The 26,312-nt window shown below is 53.8% G+C and carries 33 protein-coding genes; 4 read left to right on the plus strand and 29 right to left on the minus strand.

Going from position 1 to position 26,312, the window contains the following annotated elements; genetic code table 11:
* Positions 1 to 23 precede the first annotated feature (23 nt).
* The 15 genes from ndk to DI44_RS05865 form a co-directional block, all read right to left on the minus strand.
* Positions 24 to 473 (minus strand): nucleoside-diphosphate kinase, encoded by a 450-nt coding sequence (gene ndk / locus DI44_RS05945; RefSeq protein WP_011231694.1) that lies wholly within the window; start codon positions 471 to 473, stop codon positions 24 to 26.
* A 98-nt stretch (positions 474 to 571) separates the two neighbouring features.
* On the minus strand, positions 572 to 1,534 hold the full coding sequence (gene hepT / locus DI44_RS05940; protein ID WP_033025747.1) for a heptaprenyl diphosphate synthase component II: 963 nt from the start codon (positions 1,532 to 1,534) through the stop codon (positions 572 to 574).
* Positions 1,535 to 1,549: 15 nt separating this feature from the next.
* The gene (gene menG, locus DI44_RS05935) at positions 1,550 to 2,254 is read right to left on the minus strand and encodes a demethylmenaquinone methyltransferase (protein ID WP_011231696.1); all 705 of its coding nucleotides are present in this window, start codon (positions 2,252 to 2,254) and stop codon (positions 1,550 to 1,552) included.
* A gap of 4 nt (positions 2,255 to 2,258) precedes the next feature.
* Entirely contained in the window at positions 2,259 to 3,038 is a 780-nt protein-coding gene (locus DI44_RS05930; protein ID WP_033025776.1) for a heptaprenyl diphosphate synthase component 1, read from the minus strand.
* 115 nt (positions 3,039 to 3,153) lie between these two features.
* Positions 3,154 to 3,378: a trp RNA-binding attenuation protein MtrB gene (gene mtrB, locus DI44_RS05925; protein WP_011231698.1), complete on the minus strand. Its 225-nt coding sequence runs from the start codon at positions 3,376 to 3,378 to the stop codon at positions 3,154 to 3,156.
* A gap of 12 nt (positions 3,379 to 3,390) precedes the next feature.
* A complete protein-coding gene (folE, locus tag DI44_RS05920) occupies positions 3,391 to 3,957 on the minus strand; it encodes a GTP cyclohydrolase I FolE (RefSeq protein ID WP_011231699.1) in 567 nt (188 codons plus the stop codon).
* A 128-nt stretch (positions 3,958 to 4,085) separates the two neighbouring features.
* Positions 4,086 to 4,358 carry an HU family DNA-binding protein gene (locus DI44_RS05915; RefSeq protein WP_008879623.1) on the minus strand — a complete coding sequence of 91 codons (273 nt, stop codon included), beginning with the start codon at positions 4,356 to 4,358 and terminating at the stop codon, positions 4,086 to 4,088.
* A 651-nt stretch (positions 4,359 to 5,009) separates the two neighbouring features.
* Positions 5,010 to 6,488 (minus strand): stage IV sporulation protein A, encoded by a 1,479-nt coding sequence (gene spoIVA / locus DI44_RS05905; RefSeq protein ID WP_011231701.1) that lies wholly within the window; start codon positions 6,486 to 6,488, stop codon positions 5,010 to 5,012.
* A 156-nt stretch (positions 6,489 to 6,644) separates the two neighbouring features.
* Positions 6,645 to 7,367 (minus strand): hypothetical protein, encoded by a 723-nt coding sequence (locus tag DI44_RS05900; protein WP_021321982.1) that lies wholly within the window; start codon positions 7,365 to 7,367, stop codon positions 6,645 to 6,647.
* Positions 7,368 to 7,384: 17 nt separating this feature from the next.
* Positions 7,385 to 7,588 (minus strand): DUF2768 domain-containing protein, encoded by a 204-nt coding sequence (locus DI44_RS05895; RefSeq protein ID WP_011231703.1) that lies wholly within the window; start codon positions 7,586 to 7,588, stop codon positions 7,385 to 7,387.
* A 181-nt stretch (positions 7,589 to 7,769) separates the two neighbouring features.
* Positions 7,770 to 8,804, minus strand: coding sequence for an NAD(P)H-dependent glycerol-3-phosphate dehydrogenase (locus DI44_RS05890; protein WP_011231704.1), 1,035 nt, complete (start codon positions 8,802 to 8,804; stop codon positions 7,770 to 7,772).
* Between the two features lie 573 nt (positions 8,805 to 9,377).
* Positions 9,378 to 10,688 carry a ribosome biogenesis GTPase Der gene (gene der, locus DI44_RS05880; protein ID WP_013144887.1) on the minus strand — a complete coding sequence of 437 codons (1,311 nt, stop codon included), beginning with the start codon at positions 10,686 to 10,688 and terminating at the stop codon, positions 9,378 to 9,380.
* Positions 10,689 to 10,896: 208 nt separating this feature from the next.
* On the minus strand, positions 10,897 to 11,079 hold the full coding sequence (locus DI44_RS05875; protein ID WP_025039225.1) for a hypothetical protein: 183 nt from the start codon (positions 11,077 to 11,079) through the stop codon (positions 10,897 to 10,899).
* The gene (locus tag DI44_RS05870; RefSeq protein ID WP_011231707.1) at positions 11,072 to 11,974 is read right to left on the minus strand and encodes a YIEGIA family protein; all 903 of its coding nucleotides are present in this window, start codon (positions 11,972 to 11,974) and stop codon (positions 11,072 to 11,074) included. The genes DI44_RS05875 and DI44_RS05870 overlap by 8 nt, the downstream gene beginning before the upstream one ends.
* A complete protein-coding gene (locus DI44_RS05865) occupies positions 11,971 to 12,567 on the minus strand; it encodes a hypothetical protein (protein ID WP_014196208.1) in 597 nt (198 codons plus the stop codon). The genes DI44_RS05870 and DI44_RS05865 overlap by 4 nt, the downstream gene beginning before the upstream one ends.
* 125 nt (positions 12,568 to 12,692) lie before the next feature.
* Between DI44_RS05865 and DI44_RS18165 the strand changes: the two genes are divergently transcribed.
* Complete coding sequence (locus DI44_RS18165; RefSeq protein ID WP_013144883.1) at positions 12,693 to 12,827, plus strand: YpzI family protein; 135 nt, start codon at positions 12,693 to 12,695, stop codon at positions 12,825 to 12,827.
* A gap of 174 nt (positions 12,828 to 13,001) precedes the next feature.
* Here the strand turns inward: DI44_RS18165 and rpsA are convergent, their stop codons facing one another.
* The 13 genes from rpsA to DI44_RS05800 all read right to left on the minus strand — a co-directional run bounded on the left by rpsA (position 13,002) and on the right by DI44_RS05800 (position 24,618).
* Positions 13,002 to 14,165 carry a 30S ribosomal protein S1 gene (rpsA, locus tag DI44_RS05860; RefSeq protein WP_014196209.1) on the minus strand — a complete coding sequence of 388 codons (1,164 nt, stop codon included), beginning with the start codon at positions 14,163 to 14,165 and terminating at the stop codon, positions 13,002 to 13,004.
* 179 nt (positions 14,166 to 14,344) lie between these two features.
* The gene (locus tag DI44_RS05855; RefSeq protein WP_014196210.1) at positions 14,345 to 14,938 is read right to left on the minus strand and encodes a lysophospholipid acyltransferase family protein; all 594 of its coding nucleotides are present in this window, start codon (positions 14,936 to 14,938) and stop codon (positions 14,345 to 14,347) included.
* The gene (gene cmk, locus DI44_RS05850; RefSeq protein WP_011231711.1) at positions 14,935 to 15,609 is read right to left on the minus strand and encodes a (d)CMP kinase; all 675 of its coding nucleotides are present in this window, start codon (positions 15,607 to 15,609) and stop codon (positions 14,935 to 14,937) included. The genes DI44_RS05855 and cmk overlap by 4 nt, the downstream gene beginning before the upstream one ends.
* A 99-nt stretch (positions 15,610 to 15,708) precedes the next feature.
* The gene (locus tag DI44_RS05845) at positions 15,709 to 15,888 is read right to left on the minus strand and encodes a YpfB family protein (RefSeq protein WP_011231712.1); all 180 of its coding nucleotides are present in this window, start codon (positions 15,886 to 15,888) and stop codon (positions 15,709 to 15,711) included.
* Between the two features lie 53 nt (positions 15,889 to 15,941).
* The gene (locus tag DI44_RS05840; RefSeq protein WP_014196211.1) at positions 15,942 to 16,610 is read right to left on the minus strand and encodes a flagellar brake domain-containing protein; all 669 of its coding nucleotides are present in this window, start codon (positions 16,608 to 16,610) and stop codon (positions 15,942 to 15,944) included.
* A gap of 153 nt (positions 16,611 to 16,763) precedes the next feature.
* Positions 16,764 to 18,107 (minus strand): germination protein YpeB, encoded by a 1,344-nt coding sequence (gene ypeB / locus DI44_RS05835; RefSeq protein WP_014196213.1) that lies wholly within the window; start codon positions 18,105 to 18,107, stop codon positions 16,764 to 16,766.
* Between the two features lie 15 nt (positions 18,108 to 18,122).
* Positions 18,123 to 18,917, minus strand: a complete 795-nt coding sequence (sleB, locus tag DI44_RS05830) for a spore cortex-lytic enzyme (protein WP_011231715.1) — start codon at positions 18,915 to 18,917, stop codon at positions 18,123 to 18,125.
* A gap of 90 nt (positions 18,918 to 19,007) precedes the next feature.
* A complete protein-coding gene (gene prsW / locus DI44_RS05825; RefSeq protein ID WP_012820744.1) occupies positions 19,008 to 19,685 on the minus strand; it encodes a glutamic-type intramembrane protease PrsW in 678 nt (225 codons plus the stop codon).
* Between the two features lie 88 nt (positions 19,686 to 19,773).
* Positions 19,774 to 20,745: an asparaginase gene (locus tag DI44_RS05820; protein ID WP_014196214.1), complete on the minus strand. Its 972-nt coding sequence runs from the start codon at positions 20,743 to 20,745 to the stop codon at positions 19,774 to 19,776.
* A gap of 218 nt (positions 20,746 to 20,963) precedes the next feature.
* Positions 20,964 to 21,956 carry a YpdA family putative bacillithiol disulfide reductase gene (locus DI44_RS05815; RefSeq protein ID WP_014196215.1) on the minus strand — a complete coding sequence of 331 codons (993 nt, stop codon included), beginning with the start codon at positions 21,954 to 21,956 and terminating at the stop codon, positions 20,964 to 20,966.
* An 89-nt stretch (positions 21,957 to 22,045) separates the two neighbouring features.
* On the minus strand, positions 22,046 to 23,317 hold the full coding sequence (locus DI44_RS05810) for a Glu/Leu/Phe/Val dehydrogenase (RefSeq protein ID WP_011231719.1): 1,272 nt from the start codon (positions 23,315 to 23,317) through the stop codon (positions 22,046 to 22,048).
* 160 nt (positions 23,318 to 23,477) lie between these two features.
* Positions 23,478 to 24,068: a genetic competence negative regulator gene (locus DI44_RS05805; RefSeq protein WP_011231720.1), complete on the minus strand. Its 591-nt coding sequence runs from the start codon at positions 24,066 to 24,068 to the stop codon at positions 23,478 to 23,480.
* 157 nt (positions 24,069 to 24,225) lie between these two features.
* Entirely contained in the window at positions 24,226 to 24,618 is a 393-nt protein-coding gene (locus DI44_RS05800; protein ID WP_014196216.1) for a hypothetical protein, read from the minus strand.
* A gap of 103 nt (positions 24,619 to 24,721) precedes the next feature.
* On the opposite strand from DI44_RS05800, the gene DI44_RS05795 reads away from it, so the two are divergent.
* The 3 genes from DI44_RS05795 to DI44_RS05785 are packed head-to-tail and all read left to right on the plus strand — an operon-like array spanning position 24,722 to position 25,813.
* Entirely contained in the window at positions 24,722 to 24,952 is a 231-nt protein-coding gene (locus tag DI44_RS05795; RefSeq protein WP_014196217.1) for a spore coat associated protein CotJA, read from the plus strand.
* Positions 24,949 to 25,209, plus strand: a complete 261-nt coding sequence (locus DI44_RS05790; RefSeq protein ID WP_014196218.1) for a spore coat protein CotJB — start codon at positions 24,949 to 24,951, stop codon at positions 25,207 to 25,209. Before DI44_RS05795 ends, DI44_RS05790 begins: the two co-directional genes overlap by 4 nt.
* A 34-nt stretch (positions 25,210 to 25,243) precedes the next feature.
* Entirely contained in the window at positions 25,244 to 25,813 is a 570-nt protein-coding gene (locus DI44_RS05785; protein ID WP_011231723.1) for a manganese catalase family protein, read from the plus strand.
* 25 nt (positions 25,814 to 25,838) lie between these two features.
* Here DI44_RS05785 and DI44_RS05780 read toward each other — a convergent pair whose 3' ends face one another.
* On the minus strand, positions 25,839 to 26,285 hold the full coding sequence (locus DI44_RS05780) for a YpbF family protein (protein WP_011231724.1): 447 nt from the start codon (positions 26,283 to 26,285) through the stop codon (positions 25,839 to 25,841).
* Between the last annotated feature and the right edge of the window lie 27 nt (positions 26,286 to 26,312).

Raw genomic sequence — 26,312 nt, forward strand, 5'->3', positions numbered from 1 at the left:
CCGAATGGCGGCCGGTCTTCGCATCAGTACAGCCATGCATTGATCTGTTTGGAATAGCTGACGAGCTCTTCTTCTTTAAAGAACAAGCTGATTTCGCGTTTGGCGCTTTGCGGCGAGTCGGAGCCGTGGATAACGTTTTTGCCGACCGTCAAGCCGAAATCGCCGCGGATCGTGCCAGGGGCAGCCTCCTGCGGATTCGTTTTCCCCATCATTTGCCGGGCGGCCGCGATCACGTTCTCGCCCTCCCACACCATTGCAAACACTGGCCCCGAGGTGATAAAGTCGACAAGCTCGCCGAAAAACGGGCGCTCCTTATGTTCAGCGTAATGTTGCTCAGCGAGTTCGCGCGACACTTGCATCAGCTTCGCGCCGACAAGCTGGAAGCCTTTTTTTTCAAAACGGGCGACAATCTCGCCGATCAAATTGCGCTGAACCCCGTCCGGTTTCACCATGATGAATGTCCGTTCTGCCATTCGCTCTCCACCTCTACTGTCGTATGTACTGGGAAACGGATTCCCACCCATCATAGTATCATTGTTTTCCGCCGTTGGCAACAGCGTCCTTGAAAGCGCTAATAATCCCTTTTCCCAATATAGAGGGCGAGATCATGAAGCAGCGTGCGCGCTTCGTTGGCCGGCAGCTCGCCAAGCAGGCGGAGCGCCTTTTCCAAATAGCGATCGCTTAGCGCATACGATCGTTCGATGGCGTCCGTCTGTTTAATGGCCGCTAGCACCGCCGCCATCTCCTCGGCATCCGTGTCCGCGTTGACGGCCGTAATTTTTGCCCGCACCTGTTCATCACAAAGGGCATACAGCACGGGGAGGGTGACGTTTCCTTGCTGCAAGTCGCTTCCAGCCGGCTTGCCGAGCTGCTCTTCCGTGCCGGTGAAGTCGAGAATATCATCGGTAATTTGAAACGACATGCCGACGTAATGGCCGAACCAATACAGCCGATTGGCCACCGTCTCGGGCGCGCCGGCGGCCAGGGCGCCGAGCTGGCAGCTCGCGGCGACCAATAGCGCCGTTTTGCGGCGGATGCGCCGCAAGTACGTGCGAAGCGGCTGGTCAAACCGGTATTTGTCTTTAATTTGCTCGATTTCCCCGTGGCACACTTCAACGATCGTTTTCGCCAGCACTTGATGAGCGCGGGGGCTGTCAAGCTCCGCCATCCGCTCAAGCGAACGGGCGAAGAGGTAATCGCCTGTATACATGGCAAAGCGGTTGCTCCACTTCGCTTTGATCGTCGGCCGGCCGCGGCGCACGTCGGCGTCATCGATGACATCGTCGTGAACGAGCGATGCCATATGAATCAACTCAAGCGCGACAGCGACATGTTTCACCCGCTCGAAATCATACCGGCCAAATCGGGCAGCCAGCAAGACAAAAACGGGACGGATCCGCTTTCCGCCCGCTTGCAATAAATGGAGCGCCGCTTCCCCGAGCGGCCCGTATTCGGATCGGACCGTCCGCTCCAGCTCCTCTTCGACCGCCGCCAAATCATCGCTTAAAAACGAATACATCGCCTTTAACTTCATGGTGTTCACCTTGACTCATCGTTTATAGCCTAAATGCATGGCCGCTACGCCGAACGTGTACGGTTTGACCTCGACATCGACGAAACCGGCTTCGCGGAACATCTCGGCCAGCTCGTCCCGCCCTGGAAATTCGCGCGCCGATTCCTGCAGCCACGAGTATTCCTCATAGCTTTTCGCCAACAGCTTGCCAAACAGCGGCATAATAAACCGAAAATAAAAATAGTAAAGCTGGCGGAAGCCAAACAGCGTCGGCTGCGACGTTTCCAGACAGACGGTCATGCCGCCCGGCTTGGTGACGCGGTGCATTTCCTTCAGCACCGTCATATAATCAGGAACGTTGCGCAAGCCAAAGCCTATCGTCACATAATCGAACGAATTGTCGGGAAACGGCAGCTGCATGGCGTTGCCGTGAATGAGCTTGACATTGCCGAGGCCGCGCGCCTTCACCTTTTGTTCGCCGACTTTCAGCATGTTTTCGCTGAAGTCAAGGCCGTACACTTCCCCCTCCGGCCCGACCGCCTCAGCCAGCGCGATCGCCCAGTCGGCCGTTCCGCAGCAAACGTCGAGCGCCCTTTTCCCTTTTTGCACATTCATCCTCCGCATGACGTCTTCGCGCCATTTCAAATGGCGGCGGAAGCTGATGACAGAATTCATCCGGTCATAATGTGCAGAAATTTTTTCAAATACGCGATGGACTCGCTCTTCTTTCGATTGATGCATCGTTCTACCCTTCTTCCACCGACTTTTTGACGATGGCTTGAAATCCGCCGGCAAGTTCCGCCATGCGAAACCGCAGCAGGTCGTTCATCGGCAAATTCGCCGCCAGCAGCGCTTCCTTGCAATGGTCAATATAACGCTCGCAAAGGCGAAGCAAATGCCGCCTTTGTTCTTTCGTCAGCCCTTTGGCCCATGGAAAGGCGATATGCGCCATTTGCTCAAACAGCATGGATGACCCCGTGCGGACGAACGCTTCCTGCTCGAGCAGCAAGCGCCGCAACAGCAAGTAATGGCCGGAAAATCGCCCCCATTGCGGCGCCCCGATGCGCTCGGCAAGCTTCGCAAGCAACGCCGACTCGATCGTGCCGACCGCGGCGAACAGCGTCTCGATCCGCTCCACCTTTTTTTCATACAGCCGCACTTTTTGCTCATTCATCTCGCGGACCGCTTCGGCGAACAAACGGATGAGCGCAACATCGCCCGAGCGCGCCAGCAAGTCGTAATAAAGCCCGCTGTACAAGTCGCCGGCCAAAACGACAAGCTGCCGCGTCCGCAAATCGCCGCCGCGGTCTGTCACCTGATCATGGGTGTCAAGGGCGATTTGCATGAGCATCATGGCGATGATGCACCGGTCCGGCTCATTTGGCGCCGCCGGAGCATCAGTCATCATCGACAGCGAAAGCAGCAGCCGGTCTTCATCAACAGCCGGCGCCGGCACATGCGCGCGCAAATACGGATGGTCAAGCAGCCGTTCGATTTGTTCCTTCAATGACGACAATTTCACCATGATGTCATTCACTCTTCTCACCCTTGTCCCCCAAAAAATATCCGCACCGCCATGACGGACTCCATTATAACATAATTTTGTCGAAAACGCTCTAGTTTGCTAGAAATTTGCTGGTTTACTTTTTCCCTTCCGATTCAACCACACCGTGGCGCGTTTGAATATACGCTTTTCCTCTCACTTTGATCGCCGACGTATGTTCCGTGAACTGAGCAATCAACACTTCGCCTTTGTCAAGCTTTTCCGAATGGTGAAATCTTGTGTCCGCGCCGCGCGTCAGCCCGATGACGTTCACCCCGTCTTCGAGCGCTTTAATGACGACAAAATCGCTGTTTGTGTACATCCTCTTCCCTCCTTACGCTTTGATTAACGAAAGCACTTCAGCGCGGGCGTTGGCATCTGTTTCAAACACGCCGCGCACCGCTGTCGTCACTGTTTTGGACCCCGGTTTTTTCACCCCGCGCATCGTCATGCACATATGCTCCGCCTCAACGACGACCATCACCCCATGCGGCTCAAGCGCCTCGACGATCGAATCAGCGATCGTTGCCGTGATGCGCTCTTGCAGCTGCGGGCGGCGCGCCACCGCCTCAACGGCTCGAGCGAGCTTGCTCAGCCCGGTCACTTTCCCTTCCCGCGGAATATAGGCGACGTGGGCAGCGCCAAAAAACGGCACTAAGTGGTGTTCGCACATCGAATAAAACGGAATATCTTTGACGAGCACAAGCTCCTCATGTTCCTCGCTGAATACGGTTTGAAAGTGCTGCTTTGGGTCTTCCTGCAGCCCAGCGAACACCTCGGCGTACATTTTCGCCACCCTCTTCGGCGTATCGACGAGCCCTTCGCGGTTTGGATCTTCCCCGATCGCCTCAAGAATGAGGCGGACCGCATATTCAATTTGCGCAAAATTGATCTCTGGCATACAAACAACATCCTCCTGCATCATAAAAGCTGCATGTAATCCGATTCTAGCATAGGGAGCCAAAAAAAACAAAAAAGAAGGGCCGGTGGATCACCTGCCCTTCCCTCCTGCGCTCCTGCTATGTAGGCTTACTTGACGGCATCTTTCAATGCTTTGCCCGGTTTGAATGCAGGAACTTTGCTTGCCGGAATTTCCATTTCTTCGCCCGTTTGCGGGTTGCGTCCTTTCCGGGCGGCGCGCTCGCGCACTTCAAAGTTTCCAAAACCGATTAATTGCACTTTATCGCCTTTTCGCAGCGCTTCTGTAATCGAATCAAACACCGCATCAACGGCTTTTGTCGCATCTTTTTTGGAAAGACCGCTTGTTTCAGCGACCGCGTTGATCAATTCCGTTTTGTTCATGCCATTCACCTCCTCCCAAGGGGCTGGTCTTGTTTACTACCATTTGTGCACACTTTTCTGCTTTTCTATACATAGACATCCAATTCCAGCGGCAAGAAGGCCCGCGCGCCGCGCCGGCGCAGCCAATCATTCTATGTTTGCCTCGCGACAGTCCGCAGGAGATGCGCCTATGCCGCCGGCTGAAGCCCCTTCCCAACAGTTTGGGCTCCTCCTGTTTTCGCCGGGCGCAAACGAAGCCAAGGGCGAGGAAAGCCGCCTTCTTCCCGCCAACAGGCGGTGACATGCCTAATCTTAACCAATTGACCGCGGAAATTCAACATCTTTTTTCGCAAAAACGGCCAATTTTAGGCATATTTCACCAAAACAACGATTTCAGATAAAAGATTACCATAACGCCATGCCTATAATCAAGTGCCAATCCTGATTTCTCAAGGGTTTTGGCGATTTTTTCCCTTTGCCGCTTAGCAACTGAAAAAATGGCATCAAAAAAAGCTCCCTTGTCGGGAGCTTGGCGCGCGGCCTCCGCTTTTCTTTCTGTCTAGCTGCGGCCGCTAGCTCCCTTCCGCAAAATAACCTCCGCCCTCGAAGTGCAAGCACTTCTGCGGGCGGAGAACATTTTGCCTCGGGAGCTTGCGCGCGGCCTCCGCTTTTCTATAAAATAATCGCGATGAGGCCGCCGGAGCCTTCGTTGATGATGCGCTCAAGCGTTTCTTTCAGCTTGTAGCGGGCGTTTTCCGGCATGAGCGCAAGTTTCGCTTGGATGCCTTCACGGACGATGGAGCTGAGCGAGCGGCCGAAAATGTCAGAGTTCCAAATCGACAGCGGATCGTCTTCGAAGTCTTGCATTAAATAGCGGACGAGCTCTTCGCTTTGCTTTTCCGTGCCAATGATCGGTGCAAACTCCGATTCGACGTCAACTTTGATCATATGAATCGACGGCGCCACAGCTTTCAAACGGACGCCAAAGCGCGACCCTTGGCGGATGATTTCCGGTTCGTCAAGACTCATGTCAGACAAAGCGGGCGCAGCGATGCCGTAGCCGGTTTGTTTGACCATTTTCAGCGCGTCGGCGATTTGGTCATATTCCGCTTTCGCATGGGCGAAGTCTTGCATGAGCTGAAGCAGATGGTCTTTGCCGCGAATCTCGACGCCGACGATTTCTTTTAAAATTTGATCGTACAGCTCATCCGGTGCATACAAGTCAATTTCGGCGATCCCTTGCCCCATTTCGATGCCGGCAAGCGCCGCTTTTTCGATGAAATCGTACTCGGCAAACTGCTGCACAACCCGGTCGACGTCGCGCAGCCGTTTGATGTCTTTGACGGTGTCGCGCACCGCTTCTTGATAGCTTTCGCGCAGCCAATGATCTTCGCGCAGCACCATCACCCAGCTCGGCAAGTTGACGTTCACTTCAAGCACCGGGAATTCATATAATGCTTCACGAAGCACGTTATACACGTCGGCTTCGCGCATGCTTTCCACGCTCATGGCGAGCACCGGAATGTCGTACTTTTCGGCGAGCTCGCGGCGAAGCGCCTCGGTTTCCGGATGGTGCGGCCGAACGGTGTTGACGATCATAATGAACGGCTTGCCGACTTCTTTGAGCTCGCTAATGACCCGTTCTTCCGCTTCGACATAGTCTTGGCGCGGAATTTCCCCGATCGTGCCGTCCGTCGTAATGACGACTCCAATCGTCGAATGTTCTTGGATGACTTTTCTTGTCCCGATTTCCGCCGCCTCTTGGAACGGGATCGGCTCTTCATACCAAGGCGTGTGGATCATCCGCGGCCCGTTTTCGTCTTCATACCCTTTTGCGCCGGGCACGGCGTAGCCGACGCAGTCGACAAGACGGATGTTGACTTCAAGACCCTCATCCACTTTCACCGTCACCGCCTGGTTTGGCACGAACTTCGGTTCTGTCGTCATGATCGTCTTGCCGGCGGCGCTTTGCGGCAGTTCATCTTGGGCGCGCGCTTTATCGGCTTCGTTTTTAATGTTCGGAATCACGACCAACTCCATAAACCGTTTAATAAACGTCGATTTTCCGGTGCGGACGGCGCCGACGACCCCTAAATAAATGTCGCCGCCGGTCCGCTCGGCGATATCTTTAAAAATATCGACCTTTTCCAAATAACTCCCCTCCAGTCCTTCGGTCGTTATAAGAAACAGTGGAATGAGCTAGCATAGTCGGACACTATATGCATATGATGTTGTCCGATTCGGTTATGACTAAAATAGAAAAAATCCCTTCTCTAGAATGTATTTTCCTAGAGAAGGGAAGATGACTCATTTTGTAAAAAAAATCGGTTCATTCGTCTTGGCGTCGATCGTATAGGGCAACGAATACGCCGGCACAAACAGCGAATGGTCGGTCAAAATCGAGCGAATATCGTCACCCGGCTTGTAGTGGTGCGGATATTTTTTCAACGCCGCATACAAATCAGAACGGTAGTCAATGTAAATTTCTCCATTCCCGTCGATGACAAACGGCAAGTTGTTGCCGGAAAACGGGCTGACGACATAAGGCGGCTCTTTATAGCCGAGCTTTTTGTAATCGAGCGTAAATACGCCCGGCGCAACGACGTCTTGAAACGGCGGATATTTATGCTTGTCCGTGTACATGCTAAGCCGCAGCTTCAGATCACGGATGCGTTCGGCTAAGCGCAGATCAAGCAGCTTGACCGTCGGGTTCGTTTCCGCATCGATGATCATATACTGGAAGACGCCCCCGCTTTCATAGGCGTTTCCCGGCGGCTCCTGCATATAGCGGGGAACGAGCTTTTGAAAATCGACTGGATACTTCAAATACATCGGCGTGTTCATGTCGCGTGTTTTAATCGGCAGAAGCCCGCCGGTCGCCTTCCGGTACTCATCCACCGCCGATTGGACGGCCGCCACTTGGTCTTTGTAAGGAATTTGGTTTTGTTTCAGCCGCTCTTGTGGATACAAGCAGCCGGAAAGCAGCGCCAAACATATACATGACAACAACAAGCGAGCGATTCGTTTCATCTTTCCCACCTTTTTGCCTATTGCGGTGTCGGTCCGCTGAATACGACGAAAATGATGATGATGCCGGCGAAAATCAAAAGAATGTAGGCGACGAGCGCCAACAGAAAGCGAAGCCATTTCATCTTGACTTTGTAGCGGCTTAAGTAAATGAAGCCGACGGAAATAAACATAAACACCATCGAGGCGATGGCGATCCACATTTTCGCTAACGCCGGTGACATGGACGCTCCTCCTTTTTTTCGACAACTATAATTATAGCATTGGCAAAAAAAAAGCTGAAGTAAAGCGGGGCTTTCTTTACTTCAGCATCCCCTCATACCCTTCCGGAAGCTCAAGCCGATGATGGTTCGCCATATTGTATGCAGAACGAAGACGACTTGTACCGCCATTGGCCTATTTTCATCATTCTTGTTCGGCAAAAATGTTGTTTAAGTCATCCATTTCCTCTTTTTTTCCGCGCGCCATGAGCGAATCGACCGCCTCTTTCGGGTCTTTTCCCGCAAACAATACGTCATAGAGAGCTTCGGTGATCGGCATCTTCACACCAAGCTCTTTCGCCAGCTCATAGGCGGCTTTTGTCGTTCGCACCCCTTCGACGACCATCCCCATGCTCTCAAGCACCTCGTCCAGCTTTTTTCCCTGGCCGAGCATGTAGCCGGCCCTCCAGTTGCGGGAATGGACGCTCGTGCACGTGACAATCAAATCGCCGACTCCCGTCAAACCAGCGAATGTCAACGGATTAGCGCCGAGGGCGCAGCCGAGGCGGGCAATCTCGGCGAGCCCGCGCGTGATGAGGGCCGCTTTGGCGTTATCCCCATAGCCAAGCCCGTCGCTGATTCCGGCGGCCAAGGCGATGATATTTTTCAGCGCCCCGCCGACTTCGACGCCGATTAAATCCGGGTTCGTATACACGCGAAAATAGTGATGGTTCATAAAGATGTCTTGAATGCGGCGCGCCGCTTCCATATTTGGCGACGATACCGCCACGGTCGTCGGGTGGCGGAGCACGACTTCCTCGGCATGGCTCGGCCCGGAGAGAACGACAACATCTGCAAGCCATTCCCCCATTTCCTCGGCGACCATTTCCGACACCCGCTTATGCGTCCCTGGTTCGATTCCTTTGCTGACGGCAACAATGGTGATCGGCTTGGCCAAGCAGGCGCGCACGTCCGCAAGCACCGAGCGGATCGCTTTAGTCGGCACGGCGAGCACAACGATCGCAACGCCGTCAAGCGCAGCGCAAAGGTCGTCATAGCCGATAATGGCGTCCGGCAGGCGAACGCCTGGCAAATATTTTTCATTTGTCCGCTTTTCGTTGATTTCGCTGATCTGCTCGGTCCGATGACCCCAGAGCCGGACGTGGTGTCCATTGTCAGCCAGCACGAGCGCCAACGCCGTTCCCCAGCTTCCAGCCCCCAATACAGCGATGTTCTCCATCGTTTTCCACTTCCTTTATCCGATTGTCGCAACCTTGAAAAATAGCAATCGCGCCTCCTCTTCGCTCCTGTTCATCCGACTTTCGCGGCGGCGACACATGGCTTACGCTCCTGTGACACCACCCACACAGAACCAAGCTTTCCTTGGTTCGAGCCTCTTCGCCGGCCTCGCAACGCGTATCGCCGATGGGCGCGCGGCCTCCGCTTTTCTTTCTGTCCAGCTGCGGCGCCTAGCTCTCTTCTGCCAAATAACCTTCCCCCTCGGGGGGCAGGCCCCCCTGCGGGTGAAGAACATTTGGCTTCGAGAGCTAATCTCGGCGCCTCCGCTTTTCTTTCTGTCTAGCTGCGGCTCGCCGCCGCTCGGGGTCAAATAACCTTCGCCTTCGGGATTGTAAATCCCTCCAGGCGAAGAACATTTGCCCGTCGCGGCGAACCGCTCGCCTCCGCTTTTCTTCCTGTCTAGCTCCGGCCGCTAGCTCCCTTCCGCAAAATAACCTCCGCCCTCGAAGTGCAAGCACTTCTCGGCGCGGAGAACATTTTGCCTCGGGAGCTTGGCGCGCGGCCTCCGCTTTTCTTATTTCCGCGGGCGGGCGATGATTTTAATCGGCGTGCCTTCAAAACCGAATGCATCGCGGATGCGGTTTTCCAAAAACCGTTCATATGAAAAATGCATCAGTTCCGGGTCGTTGACAAACGCGACAAACGTCGGCGGTTTGACGGCGACTTGCGTCATGTAATAAACTTTCAGACGCCGCCCGTTATGCGTCGGCGTCGGATTCATCGCCACCGCATCCATGATGACTTCATTGAGCACATTTGTCTGGACGCGCATCGCATGATTGTCGCTCACAAGCCGGACGAGCGGCAAGAGCTTATGCAACCGCTGCTTCGTTTTCGCCGATACGAACAAAATCGGCGCATAGTCCAAAAACGGAAAATGATCGCGAATCTTCCGCTCAAATTCGACCATCGTTTTGTCGTCCTTTTCAATCGCATCCCATTTATTGACGACAAGAATGACACCGCGACCCGCTTCATGCGCGTATCCGGCGATTTTTTTGTCCTGCTCGATGATGCCTTCCTCAGCGTTTAACACAACAAGCACGACGTCCGAGCGCTCAATGGCCCTTAACGCGCGCAAGACGCTATATTTTTCCGTGCTTTCGTAAATTTTCCCTCGTTTGCGCATCCCTGCCGTATCAATGATAACATATTCCTGCCCTTCGCGCACAAATGAGGTGTCGACGGCGTCCCTCGTCGTACCGGCGATGTCACTGACGATGACCCGCTCCTCACCTAAAATGGCGTTGACAAGCGACGATTTGCCGACATTCGGCCGGCCAATGAGGCAAAACTTAATGACGTCTTCTTCATACTCTTGTCCACCGCCCTTTGGAAAATGACGGACAACAGCATCAAGCAAATCGCCAAGCCCTGTCCCATGAGCTCCGGAAATCGGATACGGCTCCCCAAAGCCCAGAGCGTAAAAGTCGTAAATCAAATCACGCATTTCCGGATTGTCGATTTTGTTCACCGCGAGCACAACCGGCTTATTCGACCGGCGGAGCAGCTTGGCCACCTCTTCATCAGCCGCAGTCACACCGTCCCGGCCGTTCGTCATAAAGATGATGACATCCGCCTCATCGATGGCGATTTCCGCCTGCTGGCGAATTTGCACAAGCAGCGGCTCGTCGCCAATGTCAATGCCGCCGGTATCGATCAAATAAAACGAATGGTTCAGCCATTCGGCTCGGCTGTAAATGCGGTCGCGCGTCACTCCAGGCACGTCTTCGACGATGGAAATGCGTTCCCCGACAATACGGTTGAAAATCGTCGATTTTCCTACATTTGGACGGCCGACAATGGCCACGACTGGATTTGCCATGCTACCACCCTTTATCTTCGTTTTCTCCTTACCTTTGTCGCTGAAAAAAAACGCCCTTTTCGGAAGGGCATCGGTCCATCAACGCCAAGGGCACTTGACTGCGAGGCTAGGAAGGAAATGACTTTTTGCCAATCAAGTGCATCTTTTAGCGATGAACCAGGGTAGGCTACAACTGCTTTATTTTATCAAAAAGCGAAACGCTCAACAACTAATGTTTGACGATAATAAGAAGCCCCTCGCCCACTTCATGGGCGATGCCATCCAAAATCGCCTCTAAATTCGCGGCGATCTGTTCCATTTCCTCTTTAGTTTGGCAAATAAAGATCGGCGCACCGCCGGCGACGCGCCCGCCGTTCATCGTAATGACGGCCAAAATTATTTTTTCATGCATCATCGCCGCTCCACCCCTTCCGCTTCCAACGCCGTTTCTTCGGCATGCGGATGGCGCTCTCAAGCACCGGCACGTTTTCGATGACAGCCTTCGCCTTCTCGACATCCTCGACTTGCGGCAAAATAAAAATGCCGACGCGTCCGTCATTCAAATCGCGCTTGGCGAGCGGCACGAGCGCCGGCGTTCCCGAGTCGCGGTAAATGCCGAGGGCGGTCGATACATCATGCAAAATCGCCTGCCGCTGCCCAAGATTGGCGATCGTCGTGCGGGCGTTGAAATTTTTCGGCGTTAAAATAAACCCCATTCCATAGCGCAAAATTTCTTCGCGCCGCGCCGGCAAGCCGATGTTCATGATATAGATGTTGTCAACATACAGCCCTGCCCCTTCAAAATGCGGCTTGACATATTGGACCTCGGCAATGTCTTTCAGCCGGCTTCCGCTCATAAACCGCCGCGCCGTCATAAGGCCGATGATACTGGCGGCAAGCGCGGCCCAAATGTCCCATACTAAATAAAAGAGCGTCGATAAAAAGGAGACGAAAATGACTAAATAGTTCCGCCCTTCAAACACAATCGCGATGCCTTCGATGTATGTTTTTCCTCTCGGCACCAGCTCATACTGATCCAACTCGTTCAACGTATTGCGCTCCATATTGCGTACGTCGCGAAATTGTGAGGCGGCCAAGGCCAAAAACGTGATCGCTGCGAACTCTTTTTCCATAATCGCCGGCACGGCGACCGTTCCCAGGCCGGCGGCAATGGCCCCTAAGGCGATATGGATTGTCCGACCGTGCAAATACGTCGGGTATTGCCGGTAATCGGTGCGCAACAAATAAATCCGCGTCAACACCCCAGCGGCAACACCGTATAAAATCGGAAACGTGTATTCGTTCACGGCTGCCTCGTCCTCCTTACAGGCCGTTTTTCCTCAAGCTGCAGCGAGAAGAAGCGGATCGATTCCCAAACGAGCAAAGATGATGCGCTAATGGCGAGCGCATCCAAAAAGGAAAACGACCCAAGCACATAACCCGGCGCCATGCGCAAGATGGACATGGCGTACACCACTTCCCCTTGACAGCCGCCGAGCGCCAGACAAAGAAGGCGGGCGGATATGCGGCGGTGGAACAGACTGCTGATCAAGGCCATCCACCAGCCAAGCATCCATTGGCCATCAAGCCAAATCCAGACCGGATCAAACAAGGCAAGCAGACGAAAAGCGGCATAGGCAAACGCCAAGCCGGACGCTGACAGCGCCATCCGCAGCCATCCGCATGGCCGCTGTGTGACCGCCACGTAACAAGAGGAGAAAAAAAGCACAAAAAAGGACGCCGCCATATGAATGGGACTGATCTTCACCGTCATCGAGGCCGAACTGATCATGAAAAGCGAAAATGCAGCCAGCTTCGTCTGCTCGACGGTCTTTTTCATCAAAAATGTCGCTGCAATCCATAACGCCCAAAAAAAGAAATAAAAATAAGCTCCTTCCATCTTTTCCACTCCTTATTATGTTCATTATGTCATCTTTTATGAACGTTCATTCCTGTATAGAAAAAACAGCATTCGTTCATAGTAAAAATGATCGCTGTACCGAAGCAGAAAGGAGCCATGGCGAAATGGGAAAAGATCGACAGGAAAAAAAGCTGAAGCAATCGCGGCGCGTCGAGTCAGACCGGGATCAGTCCCTCTCCTATAAAGGAGCGGCTCGGCTCGACACGCCGGAGGAAGCGCGGGAACGGAACCGCCATTAAGAAAAAGCGGTCCTTATCTTCCCTTGCGGCCGCTCTTGTCCCGATGCGAGCAACAGCCGCACCCTACTGCAATGAATCAAGCAAAAAAGCTCCCTCCGTCCAGATGGCTCAAGCCATCGGACAGAAGGGAGCTTTCGCTTTGTTTTGACAGCTAGTTGATCTTGTGGCTCTACATTACTTTAATTTTTTCAGCTGCTCGCCAATCACTTCGCCGAGCTGAAAGCCGCGCGTTTCCGACGTTCTTGTGTATTGGCTGTAATCCTCGGCCGGCGCGGCCGCCTCTTCCTCAAGCAGCGCGCGGATGCTGAGGGAAAGGCGGTGATCCGCTTCGTTGACGTCGAGCACTTTCGCCTTCACCACGTCGCCTTCTTTCAGCACTTCATGCGGCGAGCCGATGCGGCGGTTGGCGATTTGCGACACATGCACCAATCCTTCGACGCCTGGGAAGACTTCCACAAACGCGCCGAACGAAGCGAGCCGTTTCACCGTCCCGGTGACGACATCACCCGGTTTCACTTTTTCACTGAGGCCTTCCCATGGGCCCGGCAGCGCTTCTTTGATCGACAGCGACAGGCGCCCGTTCTCCGGATCGACGGCCAACACTTTCACTTTCACCGCATCGCCTTCTTTCACCACTTCCGACGGATGAGCGACGCGCGTATGGGAAAGCTGGGAAATATGTACGAGCCCATCAAACCCGCCGACATCGACAAAGACGCCGAAATCGGCAATGCGGCGGACGACGCCATCCAACACTTGCCCCGGCTCAAGGCGGGAGAGCAGTTCTTTTTGCTGCCGCGCTTGTTCTTCCTCAACGACCGCCCGATGCGACAAAATGACGCGGTTTTTCTCGCGGTCAAGCTCGACGACTTTCACGGAGAGCGTTTTTCCTTTATAATCGGAAAAATCTTCGACGTAATGCGGCTCGACAAGCGACGCCGGGATGAAGCCGCGCACGCCGACATCGGCGACAAGACCGCCTTTGACGATGTCTTTAATGACTGTTTCAAATGTTTCGCCGCTTGCAAATTTGCGCTCAAGATCTTCCCACGCCCGCTCGGCGTCCACCGCTCTTTTCGATAAAATGAGCAACCCTTCTTCCCCGTCTTTTCCTTCTTCCACTTTTTTGACTTTGGCCGTCACTTCATCGCCGACAGCGACGGCATCGCTCGGTTTTTCAATATGCAAGTTCGACAGCTCGCTGATCGGAATGATGCCGCTTTGCTTGCTGTTTTCCACCTCGACCAGCACTTGCTTGTCCTCAAGCTTCACCACTTTGCCGCGGACGATATCGCCCACTTCATACACATTGACTTGCACATTCATCTCTTCTGTCATCGCAAAAACCCTCCTTCATCGACTGACAACTGTCAAAAGCGCGCCTCGCGCCGAGGCCGCGGCCGGCTGTCGGCAAAATAAGGACGCTTTTCTAGTTAGTATACCATATTTTCTCAATCAACATGTACTATAATGCTCATTGAGGCGGCGGAAGGGATGCATCGAACAGCATGTTCCTTTCATGCTCGCTGATGCTCTTCCAGCAGCCGGCGGATATGATCCATAATGTAATCGGCCGCTTCTTCTGGGCTCGCTTTCCGCGCGCGCAGCGGCGCCATATCGACCGGCGCTCCGTACACAACCTTAAGCGGCGCAAACGGACGGTACGGGCCGACAATGGCGCACGGGACAACGGCGGCATCGGTGCGCAAAGCGAAAAAGCCAACGCCGGGCAGCGCCTTTTTCAGCCGGCCGTCTTTGCTGCGCGTCCCTTCCGGAAAAATGCCGAGCACTTCGCCTTGCTTCAGCACCTCAAGCCCCGTGCGCAGCGCCTGGCGGTCGTTCATGCCGCGCTTGACCGGAAAGGCATGCAAGCTTTTGACGAGCGTTTTCACGACCGGAGCACGAAACAGCTCTTCTTTCGCCATAAACCGAATCGGCCGCGGCGCCGTAATGCCGATGACCGGCGGATCTAGGTTGCTGATATGGTTGGCGCAAAGAAGCACGCCGCCTTCCTTTGGAAATTGTTCAATCCCGATCGTTTGAATGCGGTAAAAAGGGGTGAGCACTCCCTTGACGATCCCCTTGGCGAATGAATAAAAGTCCACCGTCATCCAATCCTTTCGTTGACAATCTCCATAATCCGCTCCACCACTTCCTCAACCGACAGCGATGTCGTATCGATTTCCACCGCATCCGGCGCCTTGCGAAGCGGCGCTGTCTCCCGTTCCGAATCGAGCCGGTCGCGGCGGGCGATCTCTTCTTTCAGCTTTTCAAGATCGGATGGAAAGCCGCGCGCGAGATTTTCCTCATGCCGGCGCCGCGCCCGCTCCTCGACCGAAGCTTTCAGGAAAATTTTTACTTCGGCGTTTGGCAGCACATGCGTTCCGATATCGCGCCCGTCCATGACGACGCCGCCCCCTTCCGCCAAGGCGCGTTGGCGGGCGACCATCTCCTCGCGCACAAGCGGATGCTTCGCAACAAGCGACACCGCATTCGTCACCGCCTCACCGCGGATGATGTCGGTCACATCGTCGCCATTGACTAGGACGATCTGTCCATGCGGCGACGGTTTCAACTCAATCGATGTATCGCGAAGCAGCGACAGGAGCGCCTGCTCATCATGGATGTCGACGCCGCATGCAAGCGCCCGGTACGTCAGCGCGCGATACATGGCGCCGGTATCGATGTATACGTAGGAAAGCCGCTCAGCGATCCGTTTGGCGACCGTGCTTTTCCCCGCCGCGGCGGGTCCGTCGATTGCGATGCTGATTCGTCGTTTCATCATTTCCTCCTAGCTTTACCGAAAATCGCTTGATGAGTGCACAAAGAAAAATGCAGGAAAACCCTGCATGTCTCCATGTTCATTGTACCATATCCGCCGTCAACGGTCGACGGCCGTTTCAACTGTTTTCGTTTTTTCTGGCTTGGCTACACCTTCGTATTCATACACCTTGCCGATATACAACGCCGCTGGCGTGTACAACACAAGCCATTGGGCGATCAACAGGCAAATCGTCTGGATGACGACAAGCTTCCACAACAGCTGTTCGATCCGTTTCATGGCGCAAGCCTCCTGCTTTCCCATTTTTTCTAGCAGTATTCCACGCGCCCAGCTCATTTATTCTGTTCGTTCTCCCATTTTCTCTCCTCAAGCTGCCGTTCAAAGCTGTAGCGAATGAGCCGAACGCGGTCTTGGGGGGCGAGGTTTGTGAACTCCACCGACATTTTCGCCATGCCGCGTTCGTCATCAGCCATGCGCACAATCGACGCCTTCGTTTGCACGTAATGGTATTCGCCGGAGCGCATCGCCAACACGAGCCAAAGCTCGACCGCCATGCCGGGGCGAAGAAGCGGAGCGTGCGCCGGCGGCACAAGGAGGGCGGCGCCGCCGGCGCTGATATCCACCGTCATCGTCACAAACGGAGCGAACTCGCTGTCAGACGGATGGACGGCCGCATCGACATTCGCTTTCACCCGTACATAACGGCGGCGCTGGATGCGCACGACGTATTCCTCGCCCGGGTAAGCCAAGACGACCATCGGCAACGGATCGCGGATTTTCCCCTTCACTTCGGTATCAAACATGTATAAACCGCCGTCTTGCCCGACAAAAGTCGCTTTAAACTGCATCCCGTTCAACAAATAAACGGTTTTTCCGCTCTGTTCATCGATCGGATAGCTGATATGAACCGCCCCGTCAGCAACAGCGAGCGCTTTGCTTCGGTATTGCCGCGCTGAGCCGTCCGACGGCTCAAGCCGGATCGAATCTCCGATTTTGATCATCATGTTTCCTTTTCTCCTTTTCAGTCAGCTGCCGAACCGGCGATCGTTTCGCTGACCCGCATGATGTCCCATGACGATTATACCATACCGCCCGACTGCCTTTGACCAAAAAAAGAGGAAAAGCCGACAGCGCCAGCTTTTCCTCCCTTGTTTTCATCTGTAATTCGGCTCCACGCTTTCGAGCTTCTCGACTTTTTCTTCAAGGCCGGTTGCGGCGTTAATGAACAGTTGATACGTTTCATCGCCAAGCGTTCCTAAAAACTCATAGCAAAGCACCGGTTTTTGCAAATCGTTCATAATGACCGCCTGGCGCTCTTCCATCACTTTCAAATGTGGGTTTAACTTTTTCTTCGCCGCCTCGACGGTGAGCGTCGGTTTGGGCAACGGACGCGGAATGGACGATGACAAATAGTCGCGCGCCGTAAAGCCGACGACATGGCCGTTGTCAAGCGCCACTTTCATTTGGATCGCTTCCGGGTAAATGCGGACGCCGTTTTCGCTTTTGACAAACGTCAGCACGGCGACATTATCGTATTGCGTGCTGTCGTACAACTCAAAGCCGGTGAATTGATGCCGTCGCAAAAACGCCATCCCACGGTTGGCCGCCTCATGCAAGCTGATCTTCGGCTTGCCGATTGGCCGGCTGTTTAACGCCCAAATCGGATATCCGCCGTTTTTCGTCACATCCATATAAATGTCGCCCTTTGTTTTCGGATCGTGAATCGTTAAACTGTAAAAACGCTCATCCGCCCCATTGCCGCTGTCCGTCACCTTGATTTTCTCTGTTCCTTTTAAGCCGAGAAACTCGCGGGCGATCCGTTTCGCCTCGTCTTTGGAAATCGGGCGCCCTTTCGCGCGGACAAAGCCTTTTTCCTCGTTGGCGAGGCCGATGAACGACGGGCCGAACTCGGACGAACTTGAGAATGTATCAACATTTTTCTCCACCGCTTTTAAGCCGTCAATAATGATGTTGTCGCCTTTCTCGTCGTTCGTCGCCAGCGCCAGTTCGACGTCCATCCAGCGCAAATTGTTTTCCAGCACTAAATGCTGCACGTTGCGCAATTCTTGGCGGATCGCGCCGGCGCTTTTGTACAGCGCCTCGAGCGTCTTGTGCTCTTCTTCGGTCAACGGCTCTTTTTCCAAATCGCGCACGGCCGTCCGGTAGCTGAACTCGCCGATTTTCGATAAAAACTCTTGCGTCTTGTTAAACGGCAAAAGCGACAGCGGCAGTTGGCCGACATCGGAATGGGCTTCAGATGCGATTTTCCACACTTCGGCGAGCGCCGGCGACAATGAGGCGTGCGAATTCATCGCCAGCGTCGCTCCAAGCTTGTCATGCAGCAAATCGATCTGGTAGGCCAAATCGTGGAACGCGCGCTGGTAATTGTTTTCCGCATGAATTAAGATCGCGTTTTTTTCCTGATGCTCCCGGTAGCCCCAGTAACCAGTGCCGACGACAGCGACGACAAGCGCTGCAATCAGTAAGTTTCGCACCATCTCGTCTCCCTCCTTTTATTTGCAAAAAATATGGTTTCCAATCCGCTTGATTTGCGGGCGGCTCCAAATCCAAGCGCTCGTCGCCGTGGCTGGGTTAAAGTAGTAAATCGCTCCGCCGGTTGGGTCCCAGCCGTTGATCGCATCAAGCACCGCTTTTTTCGCCGTTTCATTCGGCGTCAGCCAAATTTGCCCATCGGCGACCGCGGTAAACGCGCCTGGCTGAAAGATCACCCCGGCGACCGTATCCGGAAACGACGGATGCTCCAGCCGATTTAAAATAACGGCGGCAACCGCCACTTGTCCGATGTACGGCTCCCCGCGCGCTTCCCCGTAAACGGCGTTTGCCATCAGCCGAATATCGTTTTGCGAAAACCCTTTCGGCACGTTCGACGCCGTCGTTTTCGCTGCCCGCGACGATCCTCCGCCGCGTTTTTTCACCTGCTGGCTGAGCGGAATGCCGCCGTAATGGGTGAAATCGTTTCCTTGGCGGATTTGCTCTTTCACAAACTGCTCGTAATATTTTGAAGCGTTCACAAGCTTCCGTTTCGTCTCCGATCCGGCTAGTCCATCGACCGGCAAGCCGTATTCGTATTGGAAATTGCGCAGCGCCCAATACGTTCGCCAGCCAAACACGCCGTCAATTTTGCCGTTGTAAAACCCAAGGTATTGCAGCCGCGCCTGCAGTTCAATGACATCATCGCCAACTGCTCCACGCTGAATCACTTGCGGGGAAAACGCGAAAGCATGGCCTGATGGGTAAATGCACGTCCAAACAGCCAATGCGATGAATAGAACCCATTTTCTTGCCATATGTGAACCTCCCGTCAACACTCACCGTTTTTACCCCTATTTTCCTTCCGTTTCCCTTTTTTATGCGAAAAAAAGAAAAAGCCAAAGCTTTTACGCTTGGCTTTTCACAGGCGGCACCGCTTGAGGGCGGGCGTATCCTTTCGCTTGTTTTACTTTGCGCAACGCCGCCCACCATAAGGCGAGCATAAACAACCCCATGTAATAGCCCCATCGCTCTTTGGCGAGCAACAGCCAGTCATAGACGCCATGAAGGAAAAACGGCAACAAAAACGACGCCCATAAATAATAGCGGCGCTTTTTTACGGCAAACTTCGCCTTGCCGAAATAAAACCCCATGATGACGGAAAAGAGCGCATGACTGGACACCGGCAAAAGCGCCCGGGCAATGGCCGTCTCCACTCCGTTGGCCAACAAGTACAAAATGTTTTCCAGCGTCGCGAACCCAAGCGAGACGCTGGCGCTGTACACAATGCCGTCATACGGCTCGTCAAATTCGTCGTGGTCATACACAAAAAAATAAACGACAAACCATTTGACAAACTCCTCAAGGAGCGCAGCGGAAAGAAACGCCTCGGCGGCCGGCGACGCGACGATCCCTTCTGCCGCCAGCACGTATTGGATGAACATGATCGGAAACACAAGCAAGACGCCGAACAAAAACATGCGCAACACAAACGAAAGCGGCTCAGCCTCATACTCGTCCTTTAAATAAAAATAACTAAGCAGCGCCACCCCGGGGGCGACGCCGGCGGAAATCAACGAAAACATCCTCGATCCCCGTTTCTTTGGCATTTTTAACTTCATCGTACCACGAAACAGGGGAGAAAAAAAGAGGAATTGCTGGGCCGCTTGTTGCCTAATAAGCGAACAAGCCATCAACGGCGGCGTCGGCAGCAAGAGCGACAGCGAGCTTGATGCGCGCCTTTTTCGCATCGTAGTCGCTGCCAAGAATAACCCCTTTCTTATGCAAATCGTAGGCGCTGCCGGGGTAATCGTACGTTGTATACACCGCCCCTTCCTCGGCGCTCGTCGTCACAACGACTTTGATCCCCGCTTCGATGGCTTTGACGATTTCATCGACCATTTTTGGCGCCACTTGCCCGCGGCCGACCCCTTCGAGCACAATGCCAGCGACGCCGCTTTCTCGAGCCGCTTTAATGAACTTGCCGTCCGCCTCCAAGTAGCATTTCACAATGTCCACCGGCGGAAGCGGGCGCACAAGCTTGTAATATTCGCGTCGGATCGGCTTTTGGTACACGCACACCTCATCGTTGTCAATGATGCCTAAATAGCCGAAGCCGAAAGCGTTGAATCCTTGAATGTTCGAGGCGTGTTCTTTTTTCACGTATTTCGCGGCAAAAATGCGTTCATTGAACACAACGACCGCCCCCGCCCCACGCAACGACTCGGCGCACGCGGCGTAAATGGCATGGCGGATGTTGATGTACACATCGCTGCCCAAATCAGACGGCGCCCGCTGCGAACCGGTGACGACGATCGTCCGCGGGTCATCGATCGTCAAATCAAGGAAATAGGCCGTTTCTTCGAGCGCATCGGTTCCGTGAGTGACGACGATGCCATCAACGGATGGATCGGTGAAATGCGCCTCAATCCGTTTTTTCAGCTCAAGCCAATGCGAAAACGTCAAATGCATGCTTGGCAATTGAAATACGCTTTCCACGATGATTTCAATTTCTTTCGGCAAATGGCACATCGCCGCAAGTTCTTCACCGCTTAGCGCCCCGGCCCGCAGGCGGCCGGAGCGTTCGTTTCGCTTGCTCGCAATCGTGCCGCCGGTTGTCAGGAGCACCACTTTCCGTTTCGTCACGCAAGCCACCCTCGCTTTCTCGCTTTAGCATCATTACACGAATGTTGATTATCCATTATTTTACTAAAAAACAAAGAATGGTATGGCTGAACACACGCTTTTCTGCCTCTTCCCTCGAACAAGAACGCCGGCGGGCAAATGTCATTTGCCCGCAAGGCGTTCATTGTTCGAGGAGGGCATGCCGTCATATGCCCAGTCGATGTATTGGCCAAGAAGCGCTACTGCAGCTGCTTGGCCGACCCCTCCCGTTCGCGCTTGGCGATGCAGGCGGCAATAGCGTCTCCATGGAAGCGGCCGTTTTCGATAAAAATTTCATTCGCATCGTTGCCAGCGGCGATCACCCCGGCGATAAACACCCCCGGCACGTTTGTTTCCATCGTCTCTGAATCATAATGCGGCCGGCCGCTTTCCGGGTCGATCTGCACCCCGATGTTCATCAAGAAGCGATGATCCGGATGGTAGCCGGTCATGGCGAACACGAAATCATTTTTGATCGTTTTCGTCTCCCCGTTCACTTCGTAAATGACCGCATCTTCCGTGATCTCTTTCACATGGGCATGAAACTCCATGCGAATGACGCCTTTTTTCACAAGGGCATCAAATTCCGGCAAAATCCACGGCTTAATGCTTTTGGAATATTCCCCGCCCCGGTAGAGGACCGTCACGCGCGCCCCAGCTTTGACGAGCTCCATCGCCGCGTCGACGCTCGAGTTTTTGCCGCCGATGACAACGCAGTCGGTGTTGAAGTACGGATGCGCTTCTTTAAAGTAATGCATCACTTTCGGCAGCTCTTCCCCCGGCACGTTCATATAGTTTGGATGGTCGTAATAGCCGGTGGCCACGACCACGTATCGGGCCCGATATAGCGCTTTTGAGGTTTCAACGAGAAACGTCCCGTCTTCCTGGCGCTTAATAGCTTTCACTTCTTCGAACGTATTGATGCGAAGCTGTTTGCGGACAACGACTTCACGATAATACGCAAGCGCCTGGTTTCTCGTCGGCTTCCGGTTTTCCGTAATAAACGGCACCCCTCCGATCTCGAGCCGGTCGCTCGTGCTGAAAAACGTCTGATGCGTCGGAAAACGGTAAATCGAATGGACGATGTTTCCTTTCTCGATCACCAGCGGCGAAAATCCGGCGTCTTGCAAAGCAATCGCCGCCGCCAGCCCGCACGGACCGCCGCCGACAATAATGATTTTCTCCTCTTTCATCGTTTTTGCCACCTCGCATGAAGCAAAAAATCCCCTATCTTATGATAGGGGATTTCACCAAAGCTTGCAAACATCGGCGCTTGCTCGCCTCACACCCAGCCGCGGAACCGGCACGCTTCCGCCATTTTGCGGACGCCGACCATGTAGGCGGCAAGGCGCATGTCGACGCGGCGCGTCTGCGCCATTTCATACACGTTGTTGAACGCTTTGACCATCACTTTTTCAAGCCGCTGTTCCACTTCTTCTTCCGTCCAATAGTAACCTTGGTTGTTTTGCACCCATTCGAAGTACGACACAGTCACGCCCCCAGCGCTTGCAAGCACGTCCGGAACGAGCAAAATGCCGCGCTGCGTCAAAATTTCCGTCGCCTCAAGCGTCGTCGGCCCGTTCGCCGCCTCGACGACGATGCTCGCCTTAATGCGCGGAGCGTTTTCGGCCGTAATTTGGTTTTCGATGGCCGCCGGCACCAAAATATCGCAATCGAGCTCAAGCAGCTCTTGATTCGAAATCGTATTTTTAAACAGCTTCGTCACCGTGCCAAAGCTGTCGCGCCGTTCAAGCAAATAGTCGATGTCGAGCCCGTTCGGGTCGTACAGCGCGCCGTACACATCGGAAATGCCGACGACTTTCGCCCCGGCGTCGTGCATAAATTTGGCCAAATAGCTGCCGGCGTTGCCGAACCCTTGAACGACGACGCGCGCTCCCTTGAGCGACAAGCCGCGTTTTTTCGCCGCCTCGCGGATGCAAATGGTCACTCCTTTGGCCGTCGCTGTTTCCCGGCCGTGCGAACCGCCGAGGACAAGCGGCTTCCCGGTGATAAACCCTGGCGAATCAAACTCGCGAATTCGGCTGTACTCATCCATCATCCACGCCATAATTTGCGAGTTCGTAAACACATCCGGCGCCGGAATGTCTTTTGTCGGTCCGACGATTTGGCTGATGGCGCGCACGTAGCCGCGGCTTAGCCGCTCGAGCTCGCGGAACGACATCGTGCGCGGGTCGCAGACGATGCCGCCTTTGCCGCCGCCGTATGGCAAGTCAACGATGCCGCACTTTAAGCTCATCCAAATCGACAGCGCTTTCACTTCTCGTTCCGTCACATCAGGATGGAAACGCACGCCGCCTTTCGTCGGACCGACCGCATCGTTATGCTGCGCGCGGTAGCCGGTAAAAATTTTCACCGACCCGTCGTCCATGCGCACCGGAATGCGGACTGTCAACACGCGGATCGGCTCTTTTAACAGCTCATACACTTCTTCCGGGTAGCCGAGCTTTTCCAACGCTCTATGTATAACAATTTGTGTCGACGCCAGCACGTCGTATTGTTGTTCTTTCTCTTCCGTATGCTTATCGGCTGCCATACGTAAACCTCCTATAAGCTCGCTATAATAATTTGTCGCCTTTCATGTCATAGTATACACCTTCTGTGGCCGGATGCAAAGGAAAAATGGCGAAGCGGCGTCGAACAGTTGGCGCAAAAAAATAGACTCCTTGTCCATTTCAAGGAGCCTTTCTATACCTTTAATTGGCGCGGAAATAACGAACGAGCTGTTCGATCGCGCGGCGTTCAATCAGCCGCTTCCCATATTCTTGCACACGATGTATCGTTATCGTAGCCGGGTTGCCAAACTCGGCCAGCAAGGCGACAAAGTTGTCGAGCGGAATTGGGGGCTCTTCGGGAACATGCAAGTAAAAGCGGCCTTGATAGGAATAAAGCGTGCCGTCGAGGCAGCCGACCGCATGCAGGCGATGAGCGAGCTGGATGACATCTTCAAACGTTTGGAATTCGTAAAATATGTCATCGCTCTCATCGAGCGTTACTTGCATTTCGATATAATCGTCGGCGAATTCTTCTTCCATGTCGTCGTAGTCGCCTTCGTTCGTAACGATAACGACCATGCCCTGCGCCGGTAAAGAGTACACTTCGACCGCGATCGATCCGTTCACTTCAAAACCGAGCTCTTCGCTTGCTTCCTCGATCATATCGCGGAACAGCTGATGGACTTTAAACGTATCTTTCCATAAATCGTCTTTCGTCAACCCGCGGTCCAGCAAATCGTCAAACGTCAGGAAAATTTTGATTTTGTTGTGGGTCAAGCGCTCAAGACGCATCGGCACCCCTCCTTACCTACAGAGCCATCTCTTACCGTTATTGTATGACGCAAGCGGCAATTGGTTCGTTTGTTGTTATTAATGAGTTTACATCGTTTTCCCCGTTTTAGACAAGCATTTTTTCTCGGTTGCTCCCCGATCAGCATACTTCCTCCTGTCATGGCCAGCGATGCGGCATCGTCTGGCGGCTTCTCAACGTCATCATACCATAAAAAAAGGAAAAAACGAAAAAAAGCGCCGCCAGCCGCCAATGGAACTGAAACGCCCAATAAAAATGGCCGAGCGCCGCCAAGCTGAGCAACCATTGGCCTAAGCGGAGCCGCCGGCCGGACAATAAACGCACCGTCCCGGTTACAGCGATGCTAAGAAGCGCCCCGTTGGCAGCGACGCCGAGCAAAAAACAAGCAAAAGCAAGCCATGTTCGAAACGGGGAAAACAACAGCTGCGTCAAAAACAAGTTTGGGGAAAACGGCTCAAGGGGCGGCAGCCAGCGAAAAAACAAATACGTGCACAAGACAGCGACAAAGGCGATCATCCATAGGCGGCCCATTTTTTCCTCCTTATTATTGCCATGATTCGCCATGACAAACAGGCATGAACGGTACTGCTCTATCATAATATAGACTGAACTTTGCCAAAAAAGGAGGGGTTTCATGTTTACAACGCGCAAACAATATGAGCCGTATACAAGCCCGTTTGACCCATGCCCGCCGATCCGCGTGAAAACATACGTCACCGCACCAAACTTATACGTCGGATTCCAGCCGCCCAACTTGCCGCAATTCCCTCTTCGTGAAGCGTTGATGAAAGGGACGCTTTGGCAAGTGTTTTACGATCCGTACTACAGCCCTTACGAAACAAAGACAAAAGGTGATGGCTCATGAAACAAATGCCAAAGGAGTATTATGAACAGCTTGAAGAGCTGCAAGCCGTCGACTTTGCCCTCGTCGAACTGACACTCTACTTGGACACCCATCCGACCGACTATCAAGCGATTCAACAATTTAACCAACTCGCCAAAAAACGGAAACAGCTGAAAAAACAATTTGAAGCCGCCTATGGTCCGCTTGAACAGTTTGGCCATAGCTATTCCAACTACCCGTGGAACTGGGACGACACGCCATGGCCTTGGCAAGTGTAGCCGATCCATCACGAACGCAAGGGGGGAACGGATCATGTGGATTTATGAAAAAAAATTGCAATACCCGGTCCGCGTCAGCACGTGCAATCCGCGGCTGGCAAAATATTTGATCGAGCAATACGGCGGGGCAGACGGGGAGCTGGCAGCGGCGCTCCGCTACTTAAACCAGCGCTATACGCTGCCGCCGAAAGTCATCGGGCTGCTAAACGACATCGGTACGGAAGAACTCGCCCACCTTGAAATGATCGCAACGATGGTGTACAAACTGACGAAAGACGCGACGCCTGAGCAGCTAAAAGAAGCCGGGCTGGAGCCGCATTACGTCGACCATGAGCGCGCCCTCTTTTACCATAACGCCGCCGGCGTTCCATTCACGGCGACGTACATCCAAGCGAAAGGCGACCCGATCACCGACTTGTATGAGGACATCGCGGCCGAAGAAAAAGCGCGCGCGACATATCAGTGGATCATCAATATGAGCGACGACCCGGATTTAAACGACGGACTCCGCTTTTTGCGCGAGCGGGAAATCATCCATGCCCAACGGTTCCGTGAAGCGGTGGAAATTTTAAAAGAGGAGCGCAACCATAAAAAGGTTTTCTAAGCCAGCAGCTGAGCGGAACCCCCGCTCAACTTTGTTCATAATAAAGATTGATGCCATACTCCCGCTTCATCCATTCAAACAGCCGATGGCGCCCGTTCCACTGTTCTTGGTCCTGCCATAAATCGATGCTTTTTTGAATGATCTCACAGCGGAGGGCGTGAAAATCGTCTTCCGCCTTTTCGCTTTTTCCTTTGTAGTAGACGGCTGCCCAATAAACGGTGCTTAAAAGAAGCAGAATCAACACATGGGCAGGCGCAGCGAAAAACCAGGCGATCCGCTCTCCCCACGTCCCGAAAGCCGCCGCCTTGGCCAAAAGATAAAGCAGGAAAACGGCCAAACCGGAAAACGCGGCCGCCTGCAAGAGCAACGTCCGCTTTTCGAGCCGCTCCCATTTTTTCTTTTTTTCGATGACGGCCATCAACATTTCCTTCGCCACTTCATCGAGGGGAAATTCATCTGGAAAATGGACCATCTCCTCTCCCCCTTGTCCTGTTTTTAT

It is taken from the genome of Geobacillus sp. CAMR5420 (assembly GCF_000691465.1).
Taxonomy (GTDB): Bacteria; Bacillota; Bacilli; order Bacillales; family Anoxybacillaceae; genus Geobacillus; species Geobacillus thermoleovorans.